At 45.0% G+C, this 20,105-nt stretch carries 18 protein-coding genes; 11 read left to right on the forward strand and 7 right to left on the reverse strand.

The genetic code is table 11. The features are described from left to right. Positions 1-131: 131 nt before the first annotated feature. Complete coding sequence (gene recN, locus AB4405_RS21805; RefSeq protein ID WP_372062810.1) at positions 132-1,796, reverse strand: DNA repair protein RecN; 1,665 nt, start codon at positions 1,794-1,796, stop codon at positions 132-134. Between the two features lie 237 nt (positions 1,797-2,033). Further along, on the reverse strand, positions 2,034-2,918 hold the full coding sequence (gene nadK, locus AB4405_RS21810) for an NAD(+) kinase (protein ID WP_102469626.1): 885 nt from the start codon (positions 2,916-2,918) through the stop codon (positions 2,034-2,036). Positions 2,919-3,069: 151 nt separating this feature from the next. Here nadK and grpE point away from each other — a divergent pair, with 151 nt between their 5' ends. From grpE to dnaJ, 4 genes are all read left to right on the forward strand, one after another. Then, complete coding sequence (gene grpE / locus AB4405_RS21815; protein ID WP_372062811.1) at positions 3,070-3,672, forward strand: nucleotide exchange factor GrpE; 603 nt, start codon at positions 3,070-3,072, stop codon at positions 3,670-3,672. Between the two features lie 273 nt (positions 3,673-3,945). Beyond that, positions 3,946-5,220: a dicarboxylate/amino acid:cation symporter gene (locus AB4405_RS21820; protein WP_372062812.1), complete on the forward strand. Its 1,275-nt coding sequence runs from the start codon at positions 3,946-3,948 to the stop codon at positions 5,218-5,220. A gap of 244 nt (positions 5,221-5,464) precedes the next feature. Beyond that, the gene (gene dnaK / locus AB4405_RS21825; protein WP_102469629.1) at positions 5,465-7,372 is read left to right on the forward strand and encodes a molecular chaperone DnaK; all 1,908 of its coding nucleotides are present in this window, start codon (positions 5,465-5,467) and stop codon (positions 7,370-7,372) included. A gap of 250 nt (positions 7,373-7,622) precedes the next feature. After that, positions 7,623-8,762 (forward strand): molecular chaperone DnaJ, encoded by a 1,140-nt coding sequence (gene dnaJ, locus AB4405_RS21830; protein ID WP_102469630.1) that lies wholly within the window; start codon positions 7,623-7,625, stop codon positions 8,760-8,762. A 127-nt stretch (positions 8,763-8,889) separates the two neighbouring features. Here the strand turns inward: dnaJ and AB4405_RS21835 are convergent, their stop codons facing one another. Next, entirely contained in the window at positions 8,890-9,309 is a 420-nt protein-coding gene (locus AB4405_RS21835) for a type IV pilin protein (RefSeq protein WP_372062813.1), read from the reverse strand. A 114-nt stretch (positions 9,310-9,423) separates the two neighbouring features. Between AB4405_RS21835 and AB4405_RS21840 the strand changes: the two genes are divergently transcribed. The 5 genes from AB4405_RS21840 to AB4405_RS21860 all read left to right on the forward strand — a co-directional run bounded on the left by AB4405_RS21840 (position 9,424) and on the right by AB4405_RS21860 (position 14,130). Next, the gene (locus AB4405_RS21840) at positions 9,424-9,936 is read left to right on the forward strand and encodes a GspH/FimT family pseudopilin (RefSeq protein WP_372062814.1); all 513 of its coding nucleotides are present in this window, start codon (positions 9,424-9,426) and stop codon (positions 9,934-9,936) included. After that, positions 9,933-10,541: a PilW family protein gene (locus AB4405_RS21845; protein ID WP_372062815.1), complete on the forward strand. Its 609-nt coding sequence runs from the start codon at positions 9,933-9,935 to the stop codon at positions 10,539-10,541. The genes AB4405_RS21840 and AB4405_RS21845 overlap by 4 nt, the downstream gene beginning before the upstream one ends. Continuing rightward, positions 10,538-11,812, forward strand: coding sequence for a hypothetical protein (locus AB4405_RS21850; protein ID WP_372062816.1), 1,275 nt, complete (start codon positions 10,538-10,540; stop codon positions 11,810-11,812). The genes AB4405_RS21845 and AB4405_RS21850 overlap by 4 nt, the downstream gene beginning before the upstream one ends. Continuing rightward, positions 11,802-12,215: a prepilin-type N-terminal cleavage/methylation domain-containing protein gene (locus tag AB4405_RS21855; RefSeq protein WP_372062817.1), complete on the forward strand. Its 414-nt coding sequence runs from the start codon at positions 11,802-11,804 to the stop codon at positions 12,213-12,215. The genes AB4405_RS21850 and AB4405_RS21855 overlap by 11 nt, the downstream gene beginning before the upstream one ends. A 355-nt stretch (positions 12,216-12,570) precedes the next feature. Beyond that, positions 12,571-14,130, forward strand: a complete 1,560-nt coding sequence (locus tag AB4405_RS21860; protein WP_102469635.1) for an AbgT family transporter — start codon at positions 12,571-12,573, stop codon at positions 14,128-14,130. Between the two features lie 175 nt (positions 14,131-14,305). Here the strand turns inward: AB4405_RS21860 and fghA are convergent, their stop codons facing one another. Together fghA and AB4405_RS21870 are read right to left on the reverse strand one after the other, a co-directional pair. After that, positions 14,306-15,157, reverse strand: coding sequence for an S-formylglutathione hydrolase (gene fghA, locus AB4405_RS21865; protein ID WP_372062818.1), 852 nt, complete (start codon positions 15,155-15,157; stop codon positions 14,306-14,308). Between the two features lie 57 nt (positions 15,158-15,214). Beyond that, entirely contained in the window at positions 15,215-16,345 is a 1,131-nt protein-coding gene (locus AB4405_RS21870) for an S-(hydroxymethyl)glutathione dehydrogenase/class III alcohol dehydrogenase (RefSeq protein ID WP_372062819.1), read from the reverse strand. Positions 16,346-16,530: 185 nt separating this feature from the next. Here AB4405_RS21870 and AB4405_RS21875 point away from each other — a divergent pair, with 185 nt between their 5' ends. Beyond that, the gene (locus AB4405_RS21875) at positions 16,531-17,400 is read left to right on the forward strand and encodes a LysR family transcriptional regulator (RefSeq protein ID WP_372062820.1); all 870 of its coding nucleotides are present in this window, start codon (positions 16,531-16,533) and stop codon (positions 17,398-17,400) included. A gap of 1 nt (position 17,401) precedes the next feature. Continuing rightward, positions 17,402-17,950, forward strand: a complete 549-nt coding sequence (gene tadA, locus AB4405_RS21880) for a tRNA adenosine(34) deaminase TadA (RefSeq protein ID WP_372062821.1) — start codon at positions 17,402-17,404, stop codon at positions 17,948-17,950. Positions 17,951-17,975: 25 nt separating this feature from the next. On the opposite strand, the gene AB4405_RS21885 is transcribed toward tadA, so the two are convergent. Continuing rightward, a complete protein-coding gene (locus AB4405_RS21885) occupies positions 17,976-18,113 on the reverse strand; it encodes a hypothetical protein (RefSeq protein ID WP_198593089.1) in 138 nt (45 codons plus the stop codon). A 264-nt stretch (positions 18,114-18,377) separates the two neighbouring features. After that, a complete protein-coding gene (gene mltF, locus AB4405_RS21890; RefSeq protein WP_372062822.1) occupies positions 18,378-19,961 on the reverse strand; it encodes a membrane-bound lytic murein transglycosylase MltF in 1,584 nt (527 codons plus the stop codon). Positions 19,962-20,105 lie beyond the last annotated feature (144 nt).

The following is a 20,105-nucleotide window of genomic DNA, read 5'->3' on the forward strand; positions in this document are numbered from 1 at the left end:
AAACTTAACCGATAATAAACAAGGATGAGGCAGATGTAAAAACATGTCTGCTTCATAATGTAAAAAGAACACTGATTTATGAGTCAGATTACAATCCTTGCTGAAATCTATTGGTTTAGGGAACTTAACGTCTAAGCTGCAATCAATAATTCTTTTGCATTCGCTAGGGTAGACTCTGTAATTTGGCTTCCACCCAATAAGCGAGCGAGTTCGCTTATGCGCTCTTGTTCACTTAGCGCATTCATACTCGTTTCAGTTTTATTGCCTTTGGTTGTTTTGGTGACAAATAATTGATGATGACCATGACCAGCGACTTGAGGTAAGTGAGTGACACACAGTACCTGCGTGGATTCGCCAAGCTTTCTCAACATTTGTCCGACTACGGCCGCTGTTGGTCCACTGATGCCCACATCAACCTCATCAAAAATGAGGCTAGGTGTATCGACTTTCTGAGCCGTAATAACTTGAATAGCCAAGGAAATTCGTGATAGCTCACCACCAGATGCTACTTTTGCGATAGGCTGCATGGGTTGGCCAGGGTTGGTTGATACCAAGAAGACCACCGAGTCCATTCCGGTCGGAGATGGATGTTCAGATTGAAACGTCACATCAATAGCAAATTTAGCTTTATCCATACTGAGCTCGTGCATGCTTTGTGAGATGAGTTTGTTCAGCTCTTTAGCGTAACGGCCACGTGACTTACTGAGCTTTTCACAAACCCGGGTGTATTTTTCGTAAAGAGCAGCGACTTCTTCTTCCTTAACTGACATGGTTTCTTCAGAACAATCTAGCTGTTCTATTTGAGTCAGTAAGCTTTGATGGTGCTGGTAAAGTTCATCTGGAAGCACATGATGTTTACGAGCAAGCGACATGATTTTTGAAAAGCGTGATTCCACATAAGCCATTCGCCCAGGATCCACGTCGACTTTATCAAGGTAATCACGTAGCTCTGCATTCACTTCTTCAATTTGGATCATGGCTTCTTCTAGCATCGCTGGTAAAGGTGCAAGCGCAGTATCTAGCTCTGAGAGTTGAATGAGCTTGCTGCTGGCGCTTTGCAGTAACGCTAGTGCATTGACGTCATCACCTTCGTAAATAATATCAATGGCTTGTTGGCATGAAGTCGCAAGCTCTCCACTGTTGGCTAAGCGCTTGTGTTCTTGCTCAAGTTCTGGAAATTCTTGTTCCTCAATAGCGAGCTCATTGAGTTCCTTAATTTGATATTCAAGTAACTGCAACTGAGCTTGGTTATTGGCGCTGTTTTCTTTGAGTTTACGCAACGCAATATCGGCGCTTCGCCAAGTTTGGTAACTATTACGGACTTGTTTTTGTAAGGTGGTATGACCGGAATATTGGTCCAGTAATGAAAGTTGATAGTCGCTTTTCATCAGTTGATGGTGGGCGTGTTGCCCGTGAATGTTGATCAGCGTTTGTCCCAAAGATTTAAGTTGGGATAATGGCACTGGGCTACCATTAATGAAGGCTCGAGAGCGACCTTCTTTAGTAATGCTTCGTCGCAAGATACATTCACTACCATCATAGAGATCGTTGTCTTCTAACCATCTGGTGGCGTGGATATTATCATCAATCATGAAGGCGGCGGTGACTTCGGTTTTATCTTCACCAATTCTTACCGCACCAGCGTCAGACCGCCCACCGAGACAAAGGCTGAGAGCGTCAATCGCGATGGATTTACCCGCACCCGTTTCTCCAGTGATGGTTGTCATCCCTGTACTGAGTTCTAACTGCAGAGATTTTACAATAGCAAAATTATTAACACTTAGATGAGACAGCATTTTCGTTACCTGTTTAAATCAACATTACTGTATATAAGGTCAGTATATACTGTTTCTTTATACAGTAAAGTTGTTCAATGGTTTTTTATGAGATTTAGTGCACGGATATCAGCAAGAAAGTAGATGAAGAGAGTGACAAAGCAGCGACAAAATAAGGAGGGAAAGTGGTATTCAATAGCGTTCAAAGAAATGGCAAGAAAAAGCCATGCCAGATGGGCATGGCTTTATACGCGGTGCTTAAAAGAGTTTGCTTGACCAGCCAAGCTTGTTACGCAAGACGTGATAGTAACTGTAATCTTTAGGGTGGATGAGCCTTAGTGCATTTGGGCTTTGGAAAATATGAATTTCATCTCCCGGCGATACGGGCAGTGAAATCTGCCCGTCACAGCTGACTTCTTGCGTGCCACGATTATCAGGCGACACGATTAATTTGATGCGGCAATTGCCGTCAACAACCAGTGGTCTGCTGGACAGCGTATGAGGGAACATAGGAACTAACGAGATGGCGTTGAGTTGAGCGGATAGAATAGGGCCTCCACCAGATAACGAATAAGCCGTGGAGCCCGTTGGTGTCGCAACGATTAATCCATCAGAGCGCTGACTAAAGGCAAAGGTATCGTCAATGTAGACCTCAAACTCAATCATGCGAGCCACCTGTCCGGGGTGCAATACCGCTTCATTTAAAGCAGCATTATGGCTTTTTACTTGCCCATGGCGATGGATCTCAGCCTCGAGTAAAAAACGCTTTTCCTCAACATATTCACCTTGTAAAACGGATTCAAGCGCTTGATCAAAACCTTCAGGGTTCAGATCAGTGAGAAAGCCTAGGTTGCCACGATTCACACCAATGACGGCGACATCAAAGCGTGATAGTACACGTGCTGCACCCAGCATGTTGCCATCCCCACCGACGACAATGGCAAGGTCGGCTTCTCGCCCAATTCTGACGAGGCTGAAAAAGTGCTGTCTTGGAATGTCGACAAGAATATCAATTAATCGGTCATCAACGAGGACTTCATAACCCTTAGACGTAAGCCAATGAAACAATTCTTTGTGCGTCTGAATTGCTTTCTGTGCTCGGGGTTTACCTATGATGGCGATCACCTTAAAGGTGTTTTTCATATCACTTCCAAACTTTTAGTGCTTGAATCAAAAATCTTCATCCCCATAATATACCCAAAGTATTTATATATGCAGTGTTTGGAATGAAATTAATCCAAGTTTCTGGCTTGGCCAGCATGCATTGAATTGAATAGAGTATTTCGGAGAGACCATGAACAACGAAGAAAACAAAGTAAATAAAGACGATCTGCACACACAAGATGTTGAAACACAAGACGCCGATGTGGTGGGTTCTGACGCTGATGTTGAATGGAACGAAGAATCTGAGCAAGATATCCAAGAAGCTAAGATCGCTCAATTAGAAGCAGCATTGCTGTCTAGCGAAGCTAAGATTAAAGAGCAACAAGACTCGGTATTGCGCGCAAAAGCTGAGATGGAAAACATGCGTCGTCGTACTGAACAAGAAATTGATAAGGCACGTAAATACGCGCTGAATAAATTCTCTGAAGAGTTGCTGCCTGTGATTGATAACCTTGAACGTGCAATCGCAGCAGCTGATACAGAGAATGAAGTGGTTAAGCCGATCGTTGAAGGTGTTGAACTGACGCACAAAACATTGGTTGACGTAGTGGCTAAATTTGGTCTTAAAGAGATTAACCCTGAAGGCGAAACGTTCAACCCAGAACTGCACCAAGCGATGTCAATTCAAGAGAGCGCCGATCACGAACCTAATACTGTGATGTTCGTCATGCAAAAAGGTTATGAGCTGAACGGCCGTGTGATCCGACCTGCGATGGTCATGGTCTCTAAATAGTACTCAACGAAACTTTTGATAGAGAGAGTCAGCTTTATCATTAGTCTAAGTATTTCAATTAAATGAAGCCATATGGCTTCATTTTTTTTGGTTAAAAATATCAGTAACCATGTTTGCATTAGGTTTTTATATTGTTTCATCGAGGTAACAAAATGTAAAATTAATGCTTTATTTTAACCTCTGAATCTGTAAGATGCCCTGAGTTTTCTATCAATAAGAAAGCAAATAACTAGAAATACACAGGGAATCAACACAACATTCTGGAGTCTATGAATGAATAAACCACTATCCCAAAAGATCTTCATTGGTCTATTTGCTGGTCTACTGATTGGTACTGCAATTCAATACTTGTTCGCGGGCGTTAGCCTCTTTGATCAATACCTACTTGGTCTTGCGGAAGGCGTGGGCGGTATGTTTGTATCGCTGATAAAATTACTTGTTGTACCACTCGTCTATGTATCTATCGTTTGCGGTATTGTAGAACTTAAAGACATTAAATCCTTTGGCCGCCTGGGCGGTAAAACTTTTGCGCTTTATATTCTTAATACTGTCGTTGCGATTACCTTTGCACTGACTATTGGCATGATTGTTCAGCCAGGTGCTGGCGCTAACCTTGGCGGTACCGTTGCTGCAACTGTCGAGCTTACATCGACGACGACGCCGGATATCTTCTCGCTGATCACAAACATTGTACCAAGCAACCCTTTCCAAGCGTTTGCTAATGGCGACATGTTACAGATTATATTCATGGCTATTTTGACTGGGTTAGCGATTCAAGCCCTAGACAAGAAGGGTGGCCCAGCAATCAGTGCATTTAAAATGGGCAACGATATCATGATGAAGCTTATCGGCTTGGTGATGAGTCTTGCGCCATACGGTGTGTTTGCATTGATGATTCAACTTGGCGCTACTTTAGATGCGGGTACATTGGCGTCTGTTGCCGGATATGTTGCCCTAGTGGTGGGTATTCTTATCCTGTGGATATTTGTGGTCTACCCGATTATGGTTGGGGTCACAACGAAAGTGACACCGGCTCAATTTATGCGTGCGACGCGTGAGCAAGTTCTATTTTCATTATCGACGGCCAGTTCAAATGCAACCATCCCTGTGACAATGAGAACGTTGACAGACAAGATTGGCGTGTCTAAATCTGTCGCTGGTTTTGGTGTGCCTCTTGGCGCAACTATGAACATGGCTGGGGTGTCTATCTATATTGCGATTGCGACTATCTTTATTGCAAACGCGTTTGGTCAACCGATCCAGATGACGGATCTCGTGACAATGGGCTTTACTATCTTGTTGTTGTCGATTGGCGCCGGTGGTGTACCTGGTGGCGGTGTGGTGATGATTGGTGTACTTCTACATCAACTAGGGTTGCCACCAGAAGGCCTAGCTATTGTTGCCGCCGTTGACCGTATCAATGATATGTTCTGTACCAGTTCCAACGTTGTCGGCGATACTGCTGTGAATACGATTGTTGCGCATACAGAAGGTGAGATTGATTCTGAGTCAGTCAATGATGCCGCGCCGATTCAAGGGCAAGCATAAGCCACATAAGCAGTAACGCGCGAAGCGTGAACTCGATGAAACGGAGCCTTTGAGCTCCGTTTTTTGTCTAAATACAATAAAAATGCAATTTTTTTTAGCGCTCTCCCTTGAAAAGCGCGTCGCTGCCCTTATTTATGGTTCATACAGAAAACAAACCTATTTTGAGTTGGTTTTCAAACTGGCTCTCAGTCCCAATGTTGGGCATTAGAAAGCGTAATTACAGAATTTATTCGGAGATAGCCTGATGGGTAAGATCATTGGTATTGATTTAGGTACTACTAACTCATGTGTTGCAGTTTTAGACGGCGACAAGCCACGCATACTTGAAAACGCGGAAGGCGAACGCACAACCGCATCGGTTATTGCTTATACAGACGGTGAAACTCTTGTAGGTCAACCTGCAAAACGTCAAGCAGTGACTAACCCAGAAAATACGTTGTTTGCAATCAAGCGTCTTATCGGTCGTCGTTTTGAAGACGAAGAAGTTCAGCGTGACATCGAAATCATGCCTTACAAAATTGTTAAAGCTGACAATGGTGATGCATGGGTAGAAGCGCAAGGCCAAAAAATGGCAGCGCCTCAAGTTTCGGCTGAAATCTTGAAAAAAATGAAGAAAACGGCTGAAGACTTCCTTGGTGAAGCAGTAACGGGTGCAGTAATTACTGTTCCGGCTTACTTTAACGATGCACAGCGTCAAGCAACCAAAGATGCAGGTCGTATCGCAGGTCTAGAAGTTAAACGTATCATCAATGAGCCTACAGCGGCTGCATTGGCATACGGTCTAGACAAGAAAGGCGGCGATCGCACTATCGCGGTTTATGACCTTGGTGGTGGTACATTCGATATCTCTATCATCGAAATCGATGAAGTTGAAGGTGAGAAAACGTTTGAAGTACTTGCAACTAACGGTGATACACACCTTGGTGGTGAAGATTTCGATACTCGTCTGATCAACTACTTGGTTGAAGAATTCAACAAAGAGCAAGGCATCAATCTTAAGAACGATCCACTTGCTATGCAACGTGTTAAAGAAGCAGCAGAGAAAGCAAAAATTGAGCTTTCTTCTACTTCTCAAACTGACGTGAACCTACCGTACGTAACGGCAGACGCGACAGGTCCTAAGCACATGAACGTTAAAGTGACTCGTGCAAAACTAGAATCTCTAGTTGAAGACCTAGTACAACGTTCACTTGAGCCACTTAAAGTTGCACTAGCAGATGCAGATCTATCAGTAAGCGACATCAACGACGTTATCCTAGTGGGTGGCCAAACTCGTATGCCTATGGTTCAAGCTAAGGTAACTGAGTTCTTCGGTAAAGAACCACGTAAAGACGTAAACCCGGATGAAGCAGTAGCAATGGGTGCTGCAGTTCAAGGTGGCGTACTTGCTGGTGATGTGAAAGACGTACTTCTTCTAGATGTTACCCCTCTTTCTCTAGGTATCGAGACAATGGGCGGCGTAATGACGAAGCTTGTTGAGAAGAACACAACGATCCCAACAAAAGCGAACCAAGTTTTCTCTACTGCAGAAGACAACCAAAGCGCGGTAACTATCCACGTTTTACAAGGTGAGCGTAAGCAAGCGACTTACAACAAGTCTCTAGGTCAATTCAACCTAGAAGGCATTCAAGCTGCTGCTCGTGGTATGCCTCAAATCGAAGTAACTTTCGACCTTGATGCGGATGGTATCCTACACGTATCTGCGAAAGACAAGTCGACAGGTAAAGAGCAGAAGATCACTATCCAAGCATCAAGTGGTCTGAGCGACGAAGACATCGAGAAAATGGTTCAGGAAGCGGAAGCGAACAAAGAAGCGGACAAGAAGTTCGAAGATTTAGTTGCAACACGTAACCAAGCGGACCAAATGATTCACGGTACTCGCAAGCAAATTGAAGAAGCGGGCGAAGCGCTTCCAGCGGAAGAGAAAGAAAAAATCGAAACCGCTATCAAAGAGCTAGAAGAAGTGAAGAGCGGCGATGATAAAGAAGCTATCGATGCTAAAGTTCAAGCGCTAATGGCTGCTGCTCAAAAGCTAATGGAAATGGCACAACAACAAGCGCAAGGCGCTGACGCAGAAGCTGGTGAACAGCCTAAGCAAGAAGACGACGTTGTTGATGCTGAGTTCGAAGAAGTGAAAGACGAGAAAAAATAATTCTTGTCGCTAGGCTGCCTAATCTCGGAGCCGGAGAGGCACGTTTTCCTCCTCTGATTTAGGATGGTTTAGCTGAGAGGACTCTTCTTAGAGTCCTTAAAAAAGCGATTTATACGGGCGTTTAGGGTAACCTTTACGCCCGTATAGTTATCATCTGTCTTTCTAGATAAGGAATTGCAATCTTTATCTAGAACGATACAACCCCAAAACAGCGCTGGGCTGTTTGTCGAAGTAATTGGTACCAAGCAATATGTCAAAACGTGATTTTTACGAAGTATTAGGTGTAGGTCGTGATGCGTCTGAACGCGATATCAAGAAGTCCTATAAACGTCTAGCTATGAAGTTTCACCCGGATAGAAACCAAGGTGATGAATCGGCGGCAGATAAATTTAAAGAAGTAAAAGAAGCGTACGAAATCCTAACTGACCCTCAGAAAAAAGCCGCATATGACCAATATGGCCATGCAGCTTTTGAGCAAGGTGGTATGGGCGGTGGCGGCTTCGGCGGCGGTGGCTCTGGTGATTTTGGCGATATTTTTGGCGATGTTTTCGGCGATATCTTTGGCGGCGGTCGACGTGGCCAATCACGCGCTCAACGTGGTTCTGATTTACGCTACAACATGGAGCTCTCGTTAGAGGAAGCGGTTCGTGGTGTATCAAAAGAAATCGAAGTTCCAACATTAGTTGAGTGTGAACCTTGTGACGGCAGTGGCGCTAAAAAAGGCTCATCACCACAGACTTGTGGTACTTGTCATGGGCATGGCCAAGTTCAGATGCGTCAAGGTTTCTTTGCGGTACAACAAACCTGTCCAACCTGTAATGGGCAAGGCAAGATTATTAAAGATCCATGTAATAGCTGTCATGGTCAAGGGCGTATTCAAAAATCTAAAACGCTGAACGTGAAAATCCCAGCAGGTGTTGATACTGGCGATCGTATCCGATTGTCTGGTGAAGGCGAAGCTGGCGAGCAAGGCGCACCAGCGGGTGATCTTTACGTGCAAGTTCATGTCAAAGAACACCATATCTTTGAGCGTGAAGGTAATAACTTGTACTGTGAGGTGCCGGTAAGCTTTGCTCAAGCGGCGCTTGGTGGTGAAGTTGAAGTACCAACGCTTGATGGCCGTGTTAACTTGAAGGTGCCAGAAGAGACACAGACTAGTCGTATGTTCCGTATGCGTGGCAAAGGCGTGAAGGGTGTACGTGGTGGCGGTGTTGGAGACTTAATTGTTAAATTGGTTATTGAAACACCAGTGAAACTAAGTGCCCGCCAAAAAGAATTACTTCGCGAGTTTGAAGATACTTGTGGTGGCGACGCGGCAAATAAGCATCAGCCAAAATCCGAAGGCTTTTTCAATGGCGTTAAGAAGTTCTTTGATGATCTAACCAGCTAATCAGCTCGGTGATAACAACCTAACCGAGTTGTATTACAGTAACCCGTCTAGATAAAGGTCACAGTTTAGCGAAGAGAAGCTCGCCTCATATGGCGAGCTTTTTTGTATCTGGAGCATAGATATCAATCTACTTCCAACAAGCCTCCGGAAGCGCAATACCTTTGGAATCTATGGTCATTACCCCTTCTTTTTTTAAACACGTATCTTGTGTTTGCTTGGTAGCTGCTTGGGCTAGTGCGATGATCGTATAGGCGGCATCAGCCGAGCTGACCACCTTGAATTGATAACGGTCCCACTCCGATTCACAAGCGAGACATTGCCCATTTGAGATAACTCGAGTGAAGTCATAGCCCGCACTATAGCTACGTTCGAGTTCAAGTTGTATCTCAAGCATATCCCCCAAGGCAATCATTCGATATGCCTCTCGAGTGTGTTGAGTATAGGTGGGATACACCACCGCACTTAAGACACCGAGTACGGCTAAAGTGATAAGAAGTTCGATCAAGGTCAAACCAGATTGAATCTGATGGCTTGTTTTACATTTCATTTTATTAACTCAGCCCAACTGTCTATTTTTTATGGCTTTTATAGTGTTCTCGCCTGATAGGATTTGTGCAATATCTATTCGATTGTTGTGGAAGGTTACATTGGGATTTGAGAAATGGTTCGCGGATTTACCCTACTAGAGCTAATGATTAGCGTGTTTGTGATGGCGGTGTTGATGATAGCAATCGTGCCCAACTTTTCAGGGTTGTCGAGGGAGACTAAGGTAGAGCGAGTTGCTCAAGAAATCTATGGGTTAATGATGCAAACCAAGGCCCACGCTATTATGAGAAATGAACCATTATGGGTTCACTTTAGTAATCTTCCTCATGGTTCGGAGCTTGGGGAGTGGGATATTACGGTAACGAATGATGCCTCTTCATCGACAGCTGCTGTCTTTACCCTGCATGGCCAACCTTATAAGAGTGTCTATATTCAACTCAATCACAATAGCCAGCAGATTAAGTTTGACCATTTGACCGGTGTCGTCTTATCTGCAGGGACGCTGACTATCAGTCCTTATTCTCAACAAGAGTCGGGGATTAAAATTGTTACCTCATCAGCTTCAGGTCGAATCGTCATCTGTCAGTTTGGGAGCCGAGAATATGGGGTCGGGCGGTGTTCATCGTGAGGCTTTGTCGTGAAAAAGGCGGTTCACTTATTGAGATGCTGATTGCTTCGACAATCGGTCTCATTGCGATTGGATCCATTGGTTCAATTTACCTAGTGGTGCAGCAGCACGCCTCTGAGCGCTCCCAAGTGTTATTGCTTAATCAAGCGATGGCCACCGCTGCTCGTCGTATTCAAAATGATTTACTCAGAGCAGGCTACAGCGAGTTAGGAACCACAAGCCGACCATTGGGGGCGACGTCGACGATACATGTCTCTGCAGACGGAGCTCGCGCCCAATACGTGTACTGGGACGATCATCAAGAAAGTGGTGCTGAGTATGAAAATGTATTGTGGACATTCTCTGCTGCGTCTCAATCGTTGCGAATTTGTCGGTATCGTAAGAACACGATTCTTGATACGAATTATTTCAGTGCGAAGCGTTGTACGTCGTTACTTGAGGAAGACTTGATTTCAGTGACTCACTTTGCTTTGGGGGTATTTAATGTCTCTGGCCCTAGTGCCAGTAAGCAATATCTCCATTTGTCTATGGCTGCTCAACTTAGAGGTAACTCAGAGGTCACAGCAAGTATGGAAAGAAAGTTTCTCATTAGGAATGGTCAATGACGTCTATGTCGAAGAACCCCCAAAGAGGCATGGCAACATTGATCACAACCGCTTTATTGTTGTTGGTCGCCTTAGTCGTGGCATTGGGCGGTTATAAATCGACGTTCTACGAAATAAAAAGAGCGCAAAATGAGGTGTTATCTCGTCAAATGCATTGGCTTGCCGAAGGCGGTATTGAATGCGGGTTGGCTATCAATAGAATGAACCCTAGCATCCCCCCTTTGAGTCAAAACTATTCGTTGTGCCAAGAGAGTGCTGTCACGGTTGAGGAGATACCCAATAGCTCGACGGAATTTACCCTGAGTGCGCTGGCGAAAGGGACGAAAGGGAGGAAAAAAATTAAACGCACCATTCAGTTTCAAACGAGATATACAGGGGCAATTCAAGCTCGATCTGATTTGATGTTAATCGGTTCTTATTACTTTACGCCTGAGCTCACCGGCATTGATACGTGTGTATCGGTTCGCTATCAAAATGCCCTAATTTTAAGAGGTGCTTTTAAAACCAAGTCTCCCTCCCTATCAACACCTTGTCATGCAATGATGCAAACGGACACTAGCTTGGTGACCTGCCCGGCCAATACGGCAAACGGCAACTGTGTCGAACACGGTAGTCATGACGTTTATGTCAACATAGCGGGTCAAAATGATGGGTTAGTTGGTGACGGGAAATTGTTAGAAAATGATTTTGTTTATACTGCGGACCTTGACCCGTTCCAGTCGTTCTTTGGTAAGCCTAGATCGGAATTAGAGTCAGTAAAGTCTGATTTTGAAATCGTTGCAGGCACGCTCATTCCCGACGCTCTTGGAAGTTGTCAGGAGCGGATAAGAAAGGCATTTGAATTCACTGATAAGGTTTGGGTTGAAGGGGACTGCGACCTTGAAGATGGCAGCAGCATGACCGATGCAAAACTAGGTTGGAAACCAAAAGTGTTAGTGGTTGAAAATGGGGTATTAGCAGTGCGAGGAAGTCATACCTTTACTGGGATGATCTACCATTTATTTACGTCGGGCATTGGAGATATGACAAAGCGTTGGGATCATAACGTATCGAGTTCAGCGTATATACCAGTGAGTCTAACGACGACACAGAAAGAGAACTTGGTATTTATGGTTAGCGGTTCTTTTAAACCCACTGGAGGGTATGTACTTGATACACCAGGAGGGATGAGTGTATTTGATGGTGCTGTTGACCTGGATTTCGATCGTGCCGCGATTCCTGATTTCGCGTCTTTTGTTAAATGGAAAAAAGGTGCGTGGCGTGACTTCTAATCAGCGAGGCTTTAGCTTAATTGAAGTTATGATTTCTTTTTGTTTGATTAGTGTTGGTGCATTAGGGCTAGTAAAAATGCAAACCTACATTGAGCAACGCGCCGATTATGCATCGCAAAGCATTAAGGCACTTGGACTGGCAGAGTCACAGTTCGAGTGGTTTAGAACACGCGGCGCAGATGCCGCGATGTCGACATTGTCTATTGCTGATTTTGATACAGATATTGTTGATGGTATAGATGCGACCCATCCCCCTTTTTTGATCAAATGGACCGTCAGTACTGGTTTATTAGTAGGTCGCGTTAAAACAATTGATATTGTGGTGACATGGCCTGATCGGACCGGACAACACCAATCGATAAATTTACAAACCAAGCTCTCGCAATACAACGAATTTGACTAGCTTCGTAAGCGGCGAGTACCTGCCGGATTTCTGATTTTTTCCTTTCTCATTTTTTATCATCACGAGTGATATTGTCACGCATTGCATTGGCCTCCTAACTTGGTCGATTAGTGCGCTATTATTATATAATTGGGTGTTTTACGTGCTAGTTAGAGGAATGTTTTGAATATGTGCGAGTTAATGTTGTTTTAATGTTATCTCTACTGGTGTTTTTTGCAAAATAAGTCTACAAAAATGGAAATACTTTGAAATTATCTACTATTTTCGTTTTTTTTAAATAAAATGAGCACGAAGAATTTATAACACAGTGAAGCTACCCAAAGTTCACGCATTACAACATCAAAATGGAGTTACCATGAGTAACCAAAATATCAATCAAGCACCAACTCCAAAGCCGAGTGGAATGGATCGCTTTTTAAACGCAATTGAAAAGGCAGGGAACAAGATTCCTGATCCTGCTATTCTCTTTTTCTGGGCGCTCGTCATTGTTTGGGTTGCCTCTGCTGTCTTATCTAATGTTAGCTTTGACTTAATTAACCCGCGTACTGGCGGTGTGCTTGAAGTGAATAACTTGCTAACAGGCGAAGCGCTAGCAAGCTTCTTAGCCAACATGGTTACAACGTTCACAAGCTTTGCGCCACTTGGTATTGTATTGGTTGCAATGTTGGGTGTTGGTGTTGCTGATTCATCTGGCTTTATCCAAACTGGCCTGAAGAAGATGTTGAACTTCACGCCAGCAAAACTTCTTACACCAATGTTAATCTTGGTGGCTATCGTTTCTCATACTGCAGCCGACGCTGGCTATGTATTGGTTATCCCGCTTGGTGGCATCATCTTCCATGCTGCGGGTCGTCACCCACTGGCTGGTATTGCTGCTGCGTTTGCTGGTGTGTCGGGTGGTTTCTCTGCTAACTTTATTCCGTCTGGTATTGATCCGCTATTGGCTGGTTTCACACAAACTGCCGCTCAAGTATTAGACCAAGATTATGTGATTAACCCACTTTCAAATATTTTCTTCACAGGCCTATCTTCAATCCTAGTGATTGCAATTGGTTGGTACGTAACAGAGAAAATCATTGAACCACGCCTTGCTAATCTTCCTGTTGATGAAGATGCAGAAGAAGCGCCTGATCTGGGATCGTTTAACGAAACAGAATCAAAAGCTTTCCGTGCTGCAGGCTGGGCTATGATGGCTGGTATTGCGTTGCTTGTGGTTGCGCTTATGCCTGAAAACTCGGCACTTCGTTCTCCTGAAGGCGAGCTAACAGCGTTCTCTGCTCCTATCATGCAGTCGATTGTACCTTTGATCTTTATCCTGTTTATTATTCCGGGCATTGTTTACGGCCGCGTTTCAGGGACGTTTAAAAACAGCAATGACATCATTAAGGCTATGTCACACACCATGTCTACCATGGGTGCATACATTGTAATGTCGTTCTTCTGTGCTCAGTTTTTATCCGCATTTGCTCAATCAAACATTGGTACGATGCTGGCACTTTACGGTGCAGAAGGTCTGAAAGCGATGAACCTTCCGGGTCAAGCGACTATCGTAGGGATGATTCTTCTTACTGCGTTTGTAAACCTTCTTGTTGGTTCTGCATCGGCTAAATGGGCGCTTATTGGCCCAATCCTAGTGCCAATGCTTATGGCTGTTGGTATCTCTCCTGAGCTTTCTCAGGCGGCTTACCGTGTAGGTGATTCTGTGTCTAACATCATTTCTCCACTTATGGTGTTCTTCCCGCTAGTTGTGGTTTACTGCCAACGCTACGTTAAATCAACGGGTATCGGTACGCTAGCTTCATTGATGATGCCATTCTCTATCGCTATGCTCATTGGCTGGACGGCCTTCCTGCTTGCTTATTGGGCACTTGGTATCCCACTAGGTATTCAAGCACCTTACACTTACACGATGTAAAGGTAAGGGGTCTGCGCCGATGAAATACACGGGTGCAACCTAAAGTGATAAATAGAGAAAATCCCGTCCTTGAGACGGGATTTTTATTCTGTTGAGCACTTTAAAAAAAGGGCGCTTTGGCCATGAGTTACGTTTACCCATTAAAGTAGGGAAAGAGCAACATTCAGCGCAATGCTCATCGAGAGGTATTTAAGAAACTGGCGTGAAACCGAAGGTGATCGTCTATAAAGCTTTGGATAAAGAAATAGCTGTGATCATACCCAGGCTGCATCCTAAGTTTTACATCACTACCAGAAACTTCGGCAGCGGCCAGTAACAACTCAGGCTTGAGTTGTTCTTGCAAGAAGCCATCATCTTCCCCCTGGTCGACGAGAATCGGTAGCGTCGCCATTTTTGCCTTTAGCAGCTCGACACTATCGTATTCTTTCCAGCCGTCTACATTGTTGCCTAGGTATTGACTAAAGGCCTTTTGCCCCCAAGGACAATTCATTGGGTTAGTGATAGGACTAAAGGCTGAAATAGAGCGATACTTGTCGCTATTTTTCAGGCCGATTGTCAAAGCGCCATGCCCGCCCATGCTATGCCCTGAGATGGATTTGTCTTGCGTCACAGGGAAATGTTGTTCAATCAGTGCCGGCAGCTCATCAACGACATAACGATACATATGATAGTTTCGGTTCCATGGCGATTGAGTGGCATTTAGATAAAAACCTGCACCGAGCCCAAAATCATACGCACCGTCAGGATCATCAGGAATGCCTTCGCCACGTGGGCTGGTGTCTGGTGCCACAATGGCGATGCCTAATTTAGCGGCCATCTTGAATGCGCCCGCCTTTTGCATAAAGTTTTCATCGCTGCATGTTAAGCCTGACAACCAATATAAGACGGGTACGGGCGTCTCTTTGCTGGCTTCTGGAGGAAGATAGACCGCAAATCTCATCGCGCAATCTAACGCGCTAGAGTGATGAGTATATTGTTTATGCCAACCACCAAAGGCTTTTGCTTGGCTAATGTTTTCAATAGTCATGGGGATTATTATGCTCCAAAAAAAGCCCTAGGTTTGAGCCTAGGGCTTAGTCGATATTTATTTGCTGTAGTGAATAACGGTACGGATACTTTCGCCTTTGTGCATTAACTCAAAGGCTTCGTTAATCTCTTCAAGCGGCATCGTGTGCGTAATGAATTCTTGTAACCCAAACTCACCCGCCATATAACGGTCTACAATTTCTGGCAGTTCGCTGCGGCCTTTCACGCCACCAAATGCGCTACCACGCCATACTCGTCCTGTGACAAGCTGGAATGGGCGAGTGGAGATCTCTTGCCCTGCGCCAGCAACACCGATGATAACTGATTCGCCCCAACCTTTGTGGCAGCACTCGAGAGCTTGACGCATGACGTTGACATTACCGATACACTCAAATGAATAGTCCACACCACCATCGGTCATTTCAACAATAACTTCTTGGATAGGCTTATCGAATTTGGTTGGATTGATTACATCCGTTGCGCCCAGTTGTTTAGCAAGGTCAAACTTGCTCTCATTGATGTCGACACCAATGATACGACTCGCGCCAGCCATGCGCGCGCCGATGATGGCTGACAGGCCAATACCGCCTAGCCCAAAGATAGCGACGGTGTCGCCTTTCTCTACTTTGGCGGTATTCAGTACCGCGCCCATGCCCGTCGTGACACCACAACCCAGCAGACAAACCTCTTCAAGAGGGGCTTCTTTGTTTACTTTTGCGAGTGAAATCTCTGGCAGCACGGTGTATTCAGAGAACGTAGAGCAACCCATGTAGTGGTAAATCGGCTGTCCGTCTTTATAGAAACGTGTTGTACCATCTGGCATTAAGCCTTTGCCTTGTGTTTCACGAACGGCTTGGCAGAGGTTCGTTTTACCCGATTTACAGAATTTACATTCACCACATTCAGCGGTGTAAAGTGGAATAACATGATCGCCGACTTCAACGCTGGTGACACCTTCACCAATCATCTCAACAATACCACCACCCTCGTGACCAAGGATGCTTGGGAAGATGCCTTCAGGATCGTCACCAGATAAAGTAAACGCATCTGTGTGGCAAACGCCAGTGGCGACGATTTTCACTAATACTTCACCCGCCTTCGGCAACATAACATCAACTTCTTCCATTTTAAGAGGTTGGTTTGGCCCCCAAGCTACGGCCGCGCGAGATTTAATAAATTGTTCAGTCATGATTACTTCCTTCCAAAATCGGTAGAGATAGCGTTGTTATGATTCACGGGTGAATTCAGTCTTGTAAGACTAGCTCACTGTGCGTCATTTGCATTTGATACCGCCAGTATATTTGTTTCTTAAAAAATGATAATTAGCAAGATTTGAAATAAACTATTACCACAGTGTAATAATCAGGGTGTTTTATGGCAGATTGGGAAGGCGTAAATGAATTTGTTGCGGTGGTTGAAAGCCAAAGTTTTACCGGTGCCGCGAAACGGCTTAACACATCGGTGGCCAATATTAGTCGTCGTGTGAATGCACTAGAACAGCGTCTAGGGGTAAAGTTGTTGGTGCGAACGACCCGAAAAGTATCAGTGACAGAAGCGGGGGAGAGTTACTTCCGACACTGTAAACCGCTACTTGAAGGCTTGATGAGTGCGGAGCTTGCGGTGACTCAATTGCAAATCGCCCCAAAAGGATTAATTAAGGTTACAGCGCCCGTTACGTTTGGGGAGCAATCATTAGCCCCCATTTTGCATCAGTTCCTAAAGCTCCACCCACAAATTGAGTTGGATGTTATGCTCTCAAACCAAAAAGTCGACTTAGTACAGGAAGGGTTTGATCTAGCGATTCGTTTAGGCCAGCTTGATGACTCGACAATGATGGCCAGAAAGCTGCTTGATCGGCAATTGTTTGTTTGTTGTAGTCCTGATTATCTGGCCACTTACGGTGAGCCGCATACGCTGTCTGAGCTAAAAAGGCATCAATGTCTTAGAGGATCCGTTAAACACTGGCGCTTCTCAAATGGAGGCAGTGAGCGAATGATCAATATTAATGGTCGATTACAATGTAATAGCGGTTACGCATTAGTCGATGCAGCGTTAAAAGGTTTGGGTATCGTTCAACTTCCCGATTATTATGTGCAGTCTTACTTGGAGTCGGGCGAGCTGGTTGAATTGCTCACCGACTATCGTGGTGAAAGAGAAGGTATTTGGGCGTTGTATCCACAAAATAGAATGCTAACGTCGAAGGTGAGAACATTGATCGATTATCTTGTTGAGGCATTTCGTTAACATGACAAAAGAACATACGGAAGAAGCGGTGATTTACAGCGAAGATGATCAGCGGTTTATGCGCCGAGCAATAGCGTTAGCGAATGAGGCGGAGCTCGAAGGAGAAGTTCCCGTCGGTGCGGTGCTTGTTAAAGACGGTGAGGTTATTGCTGAAGGATGGAATCGATCCATTGGCCAGCATGATGCAACTGCGCACGCGGAGATTCAGGTGTTGAGAGCGGCTGGGAAAACACTCGGGAACTATCGCCTACTTGATACCACATTGTACGTGACGCTAGAGCCATGCCCGATGTGCGCGGGTGCGTTACTCCATAGCAGAGTGAAACGAATCGTTTATGGCGCGCCAGATTTGAAAGCGGGAGCGGCAGGGACGGTACTTAATTTATTTGAGAGTCAGGCTTCGTATCATTATGCTGACGTTGAGGCGGGGTTGTTGGCTGATGAGTGCCGAGGTCAGCTTCAAGCGTTTTTTAAGCGCAGACGAAAAGAGATCAAAGACGCCAAAAAAGCCAAGCGTGAACAAAAAGAAAAAGGAACAACAAACACCTGATTGCCAGGTGTTTGTACAAAATAGTTTAAGGCGCGATAAGCTGCATGAATGCACGATTACGCCAAATGATTTTTTTCTTGTTATTGGCCAGTTTACGTTTTCGGCGATTAGCCGAGACCGTTTTACTCAGGTTTTTTGATTGTACTCGTCTCTTAGCAAGCATGAAACGATCTCCTATCACTAATAATTAGTTGTCTCAGTGGGCAGGTGAGGGGGGAATCAAACATCCCTTATCCTCAAAGTGCGCTACAGGTGTATACATTGCGGATGTGACAATATCATTAATTTAGGATGAGTTGGCGCTTTTTCATAGTTTGAGTGCCGTCGCATAATAATCAAGGGTAAAAACGGACGTAACTTTCGACGCGTTTTTACCCTTGGATGTCTGCTATCTCAGCAGGATTATTTTATCGGCACAAAGCCATTCTTATTGAGTGTCACCTGACGCGCTGGCTTCACTTGACGAGGTAGTTTTATTTTCAGGCGATGATGCAACAGCACTGCTGACCGAATGAGAGATTGAACCCTCAGCGCCAGATACCGGTTCTATGGGGGTAATGACCTCTATCCCCTCAGTGCTATTATCCAGTGCGGCCTCGGCGGCAATTTTCTTGTCAACGTGGCCAATAATACTTTGATAGTAGCGGCGAATGTTTTCGACATAGTTTTGAGCCTCATCTCCACGAGCATAACCATATCGAGTTTGACTGTAGTATTTCTTTTGGCGCAATAGAGGCAGGCGATCTTTAACATCAGCCCAAGCGTCAGGGTTACCACCTTGGCGCTTAGTTAGTCGTCGAGCATCCATCATATGACCAAACCCAAGGTTGTATGAGGCAAGCGCAAACCATATTTTTTCGTGTTCGGGAATGGAATCGGGGACTCGGCCGACGATATAGCGCAGGTACTGTACGCCACCACGAACAGACTGCTCAGGGTCAAGGCGGTTAGTCACATTGACAATTTTAGCCGTTGGTAGGGTCAGCATCATCATCCCACGCACCCCAGTTGGAGATTTGGCTACGGGGTTCCAATGTGACTCTTGATAGGCTAGAGCAGCAATTAGGCGCCAGTCGAACTCTTGAGAGTACTGTTTAAACAATGGTGACCATTTCGGTAGTTTACTGTCGAGAGCTCGAATAAAGGCGCGCGTGTCGACGTAATCGAATGTACCGATATGACCGATGTATTTCTCTTCTAGGTTGGCGAGGTCACCGCTTTGTTTGAGGTTGCCAAAAAACTCGATAAGTAATGCGTATAAACTCTCATCATCCGATTTACGCATATACCAAGATATCGGTTGGTCCTCGGTCATTTCAAAAGCAAGGGCTAAATCTGGGTAGATTCGTTGCGAAAGAGAGAGTTCGACCGAATCTGCCATGGTGAACAGTAGCTCGCCTTCAGAGACTTGCTTGAGCAGATCGTTGACATCGGCATTGGCATCGACTTTGTAGTGAAATTCAGGGTTATTTTCCGCAACGTTATCCAACGTCCGCTCAAAGTGAGAGTCTTGTACGACAGCAAAGATGTCCTCCCCCTCGGCTTTTTCGACTAATTCCGCCTGATTTGCTAAAAGCTGTTCTAGGTTTCTTGGGCGCCATTGGCCCTTTTTATAGACTACTTGTTGGCTGACGTAATAATACGCTGGACCTGCTCTAAATTGCTTAATTCGTTGAGGAGACTGGCTTAGCCCTGCGGAAATAATATCAATCTCCCCTTTCTCTAGGGCAGGGAAGAGGCTCGCTAAACGATAAGCGGGTTTCATTTCCAGTTTTACGCCTAATTCATCAGCAAACTGACGTGCGAGCTCATAATCGAGCCCTGTCGGGCCATCGGGGCCGATATAATAAGAAAGCTGATTGTTAAGCGTGCCGACTCGAAGCACACCACGCTCTTTGATGCCTTCTAGCTCACTTTTAGGATCAGAATCAATCTGGCATCCAAAGAGCCCTAAAGATAAGGTCAACAAGGAGGCAAGCTTTAGCCAACGTATATCAGAAATATTTCGCATTAATTCATTTATCTCACAAGAACTATGTTGCCTTTATACCAAAGCTAGAACTTCTGGCAAAGCAACATCATAGAAACTCTCGTTTACTATCACTTTATCGACATTGAACGACGGTTTTTTGTCTTTCGAAAAAAAATGACGAAA

The organism is Vibrio sp. 10N.261.51.F12 (genome assembly GCF_041471725.1).
Classification (GTDB): Bacteria; Pseudomonadota; Gammaproteobacteria; order Enterobacterales; family Vibrionaceae; genus Vibrio.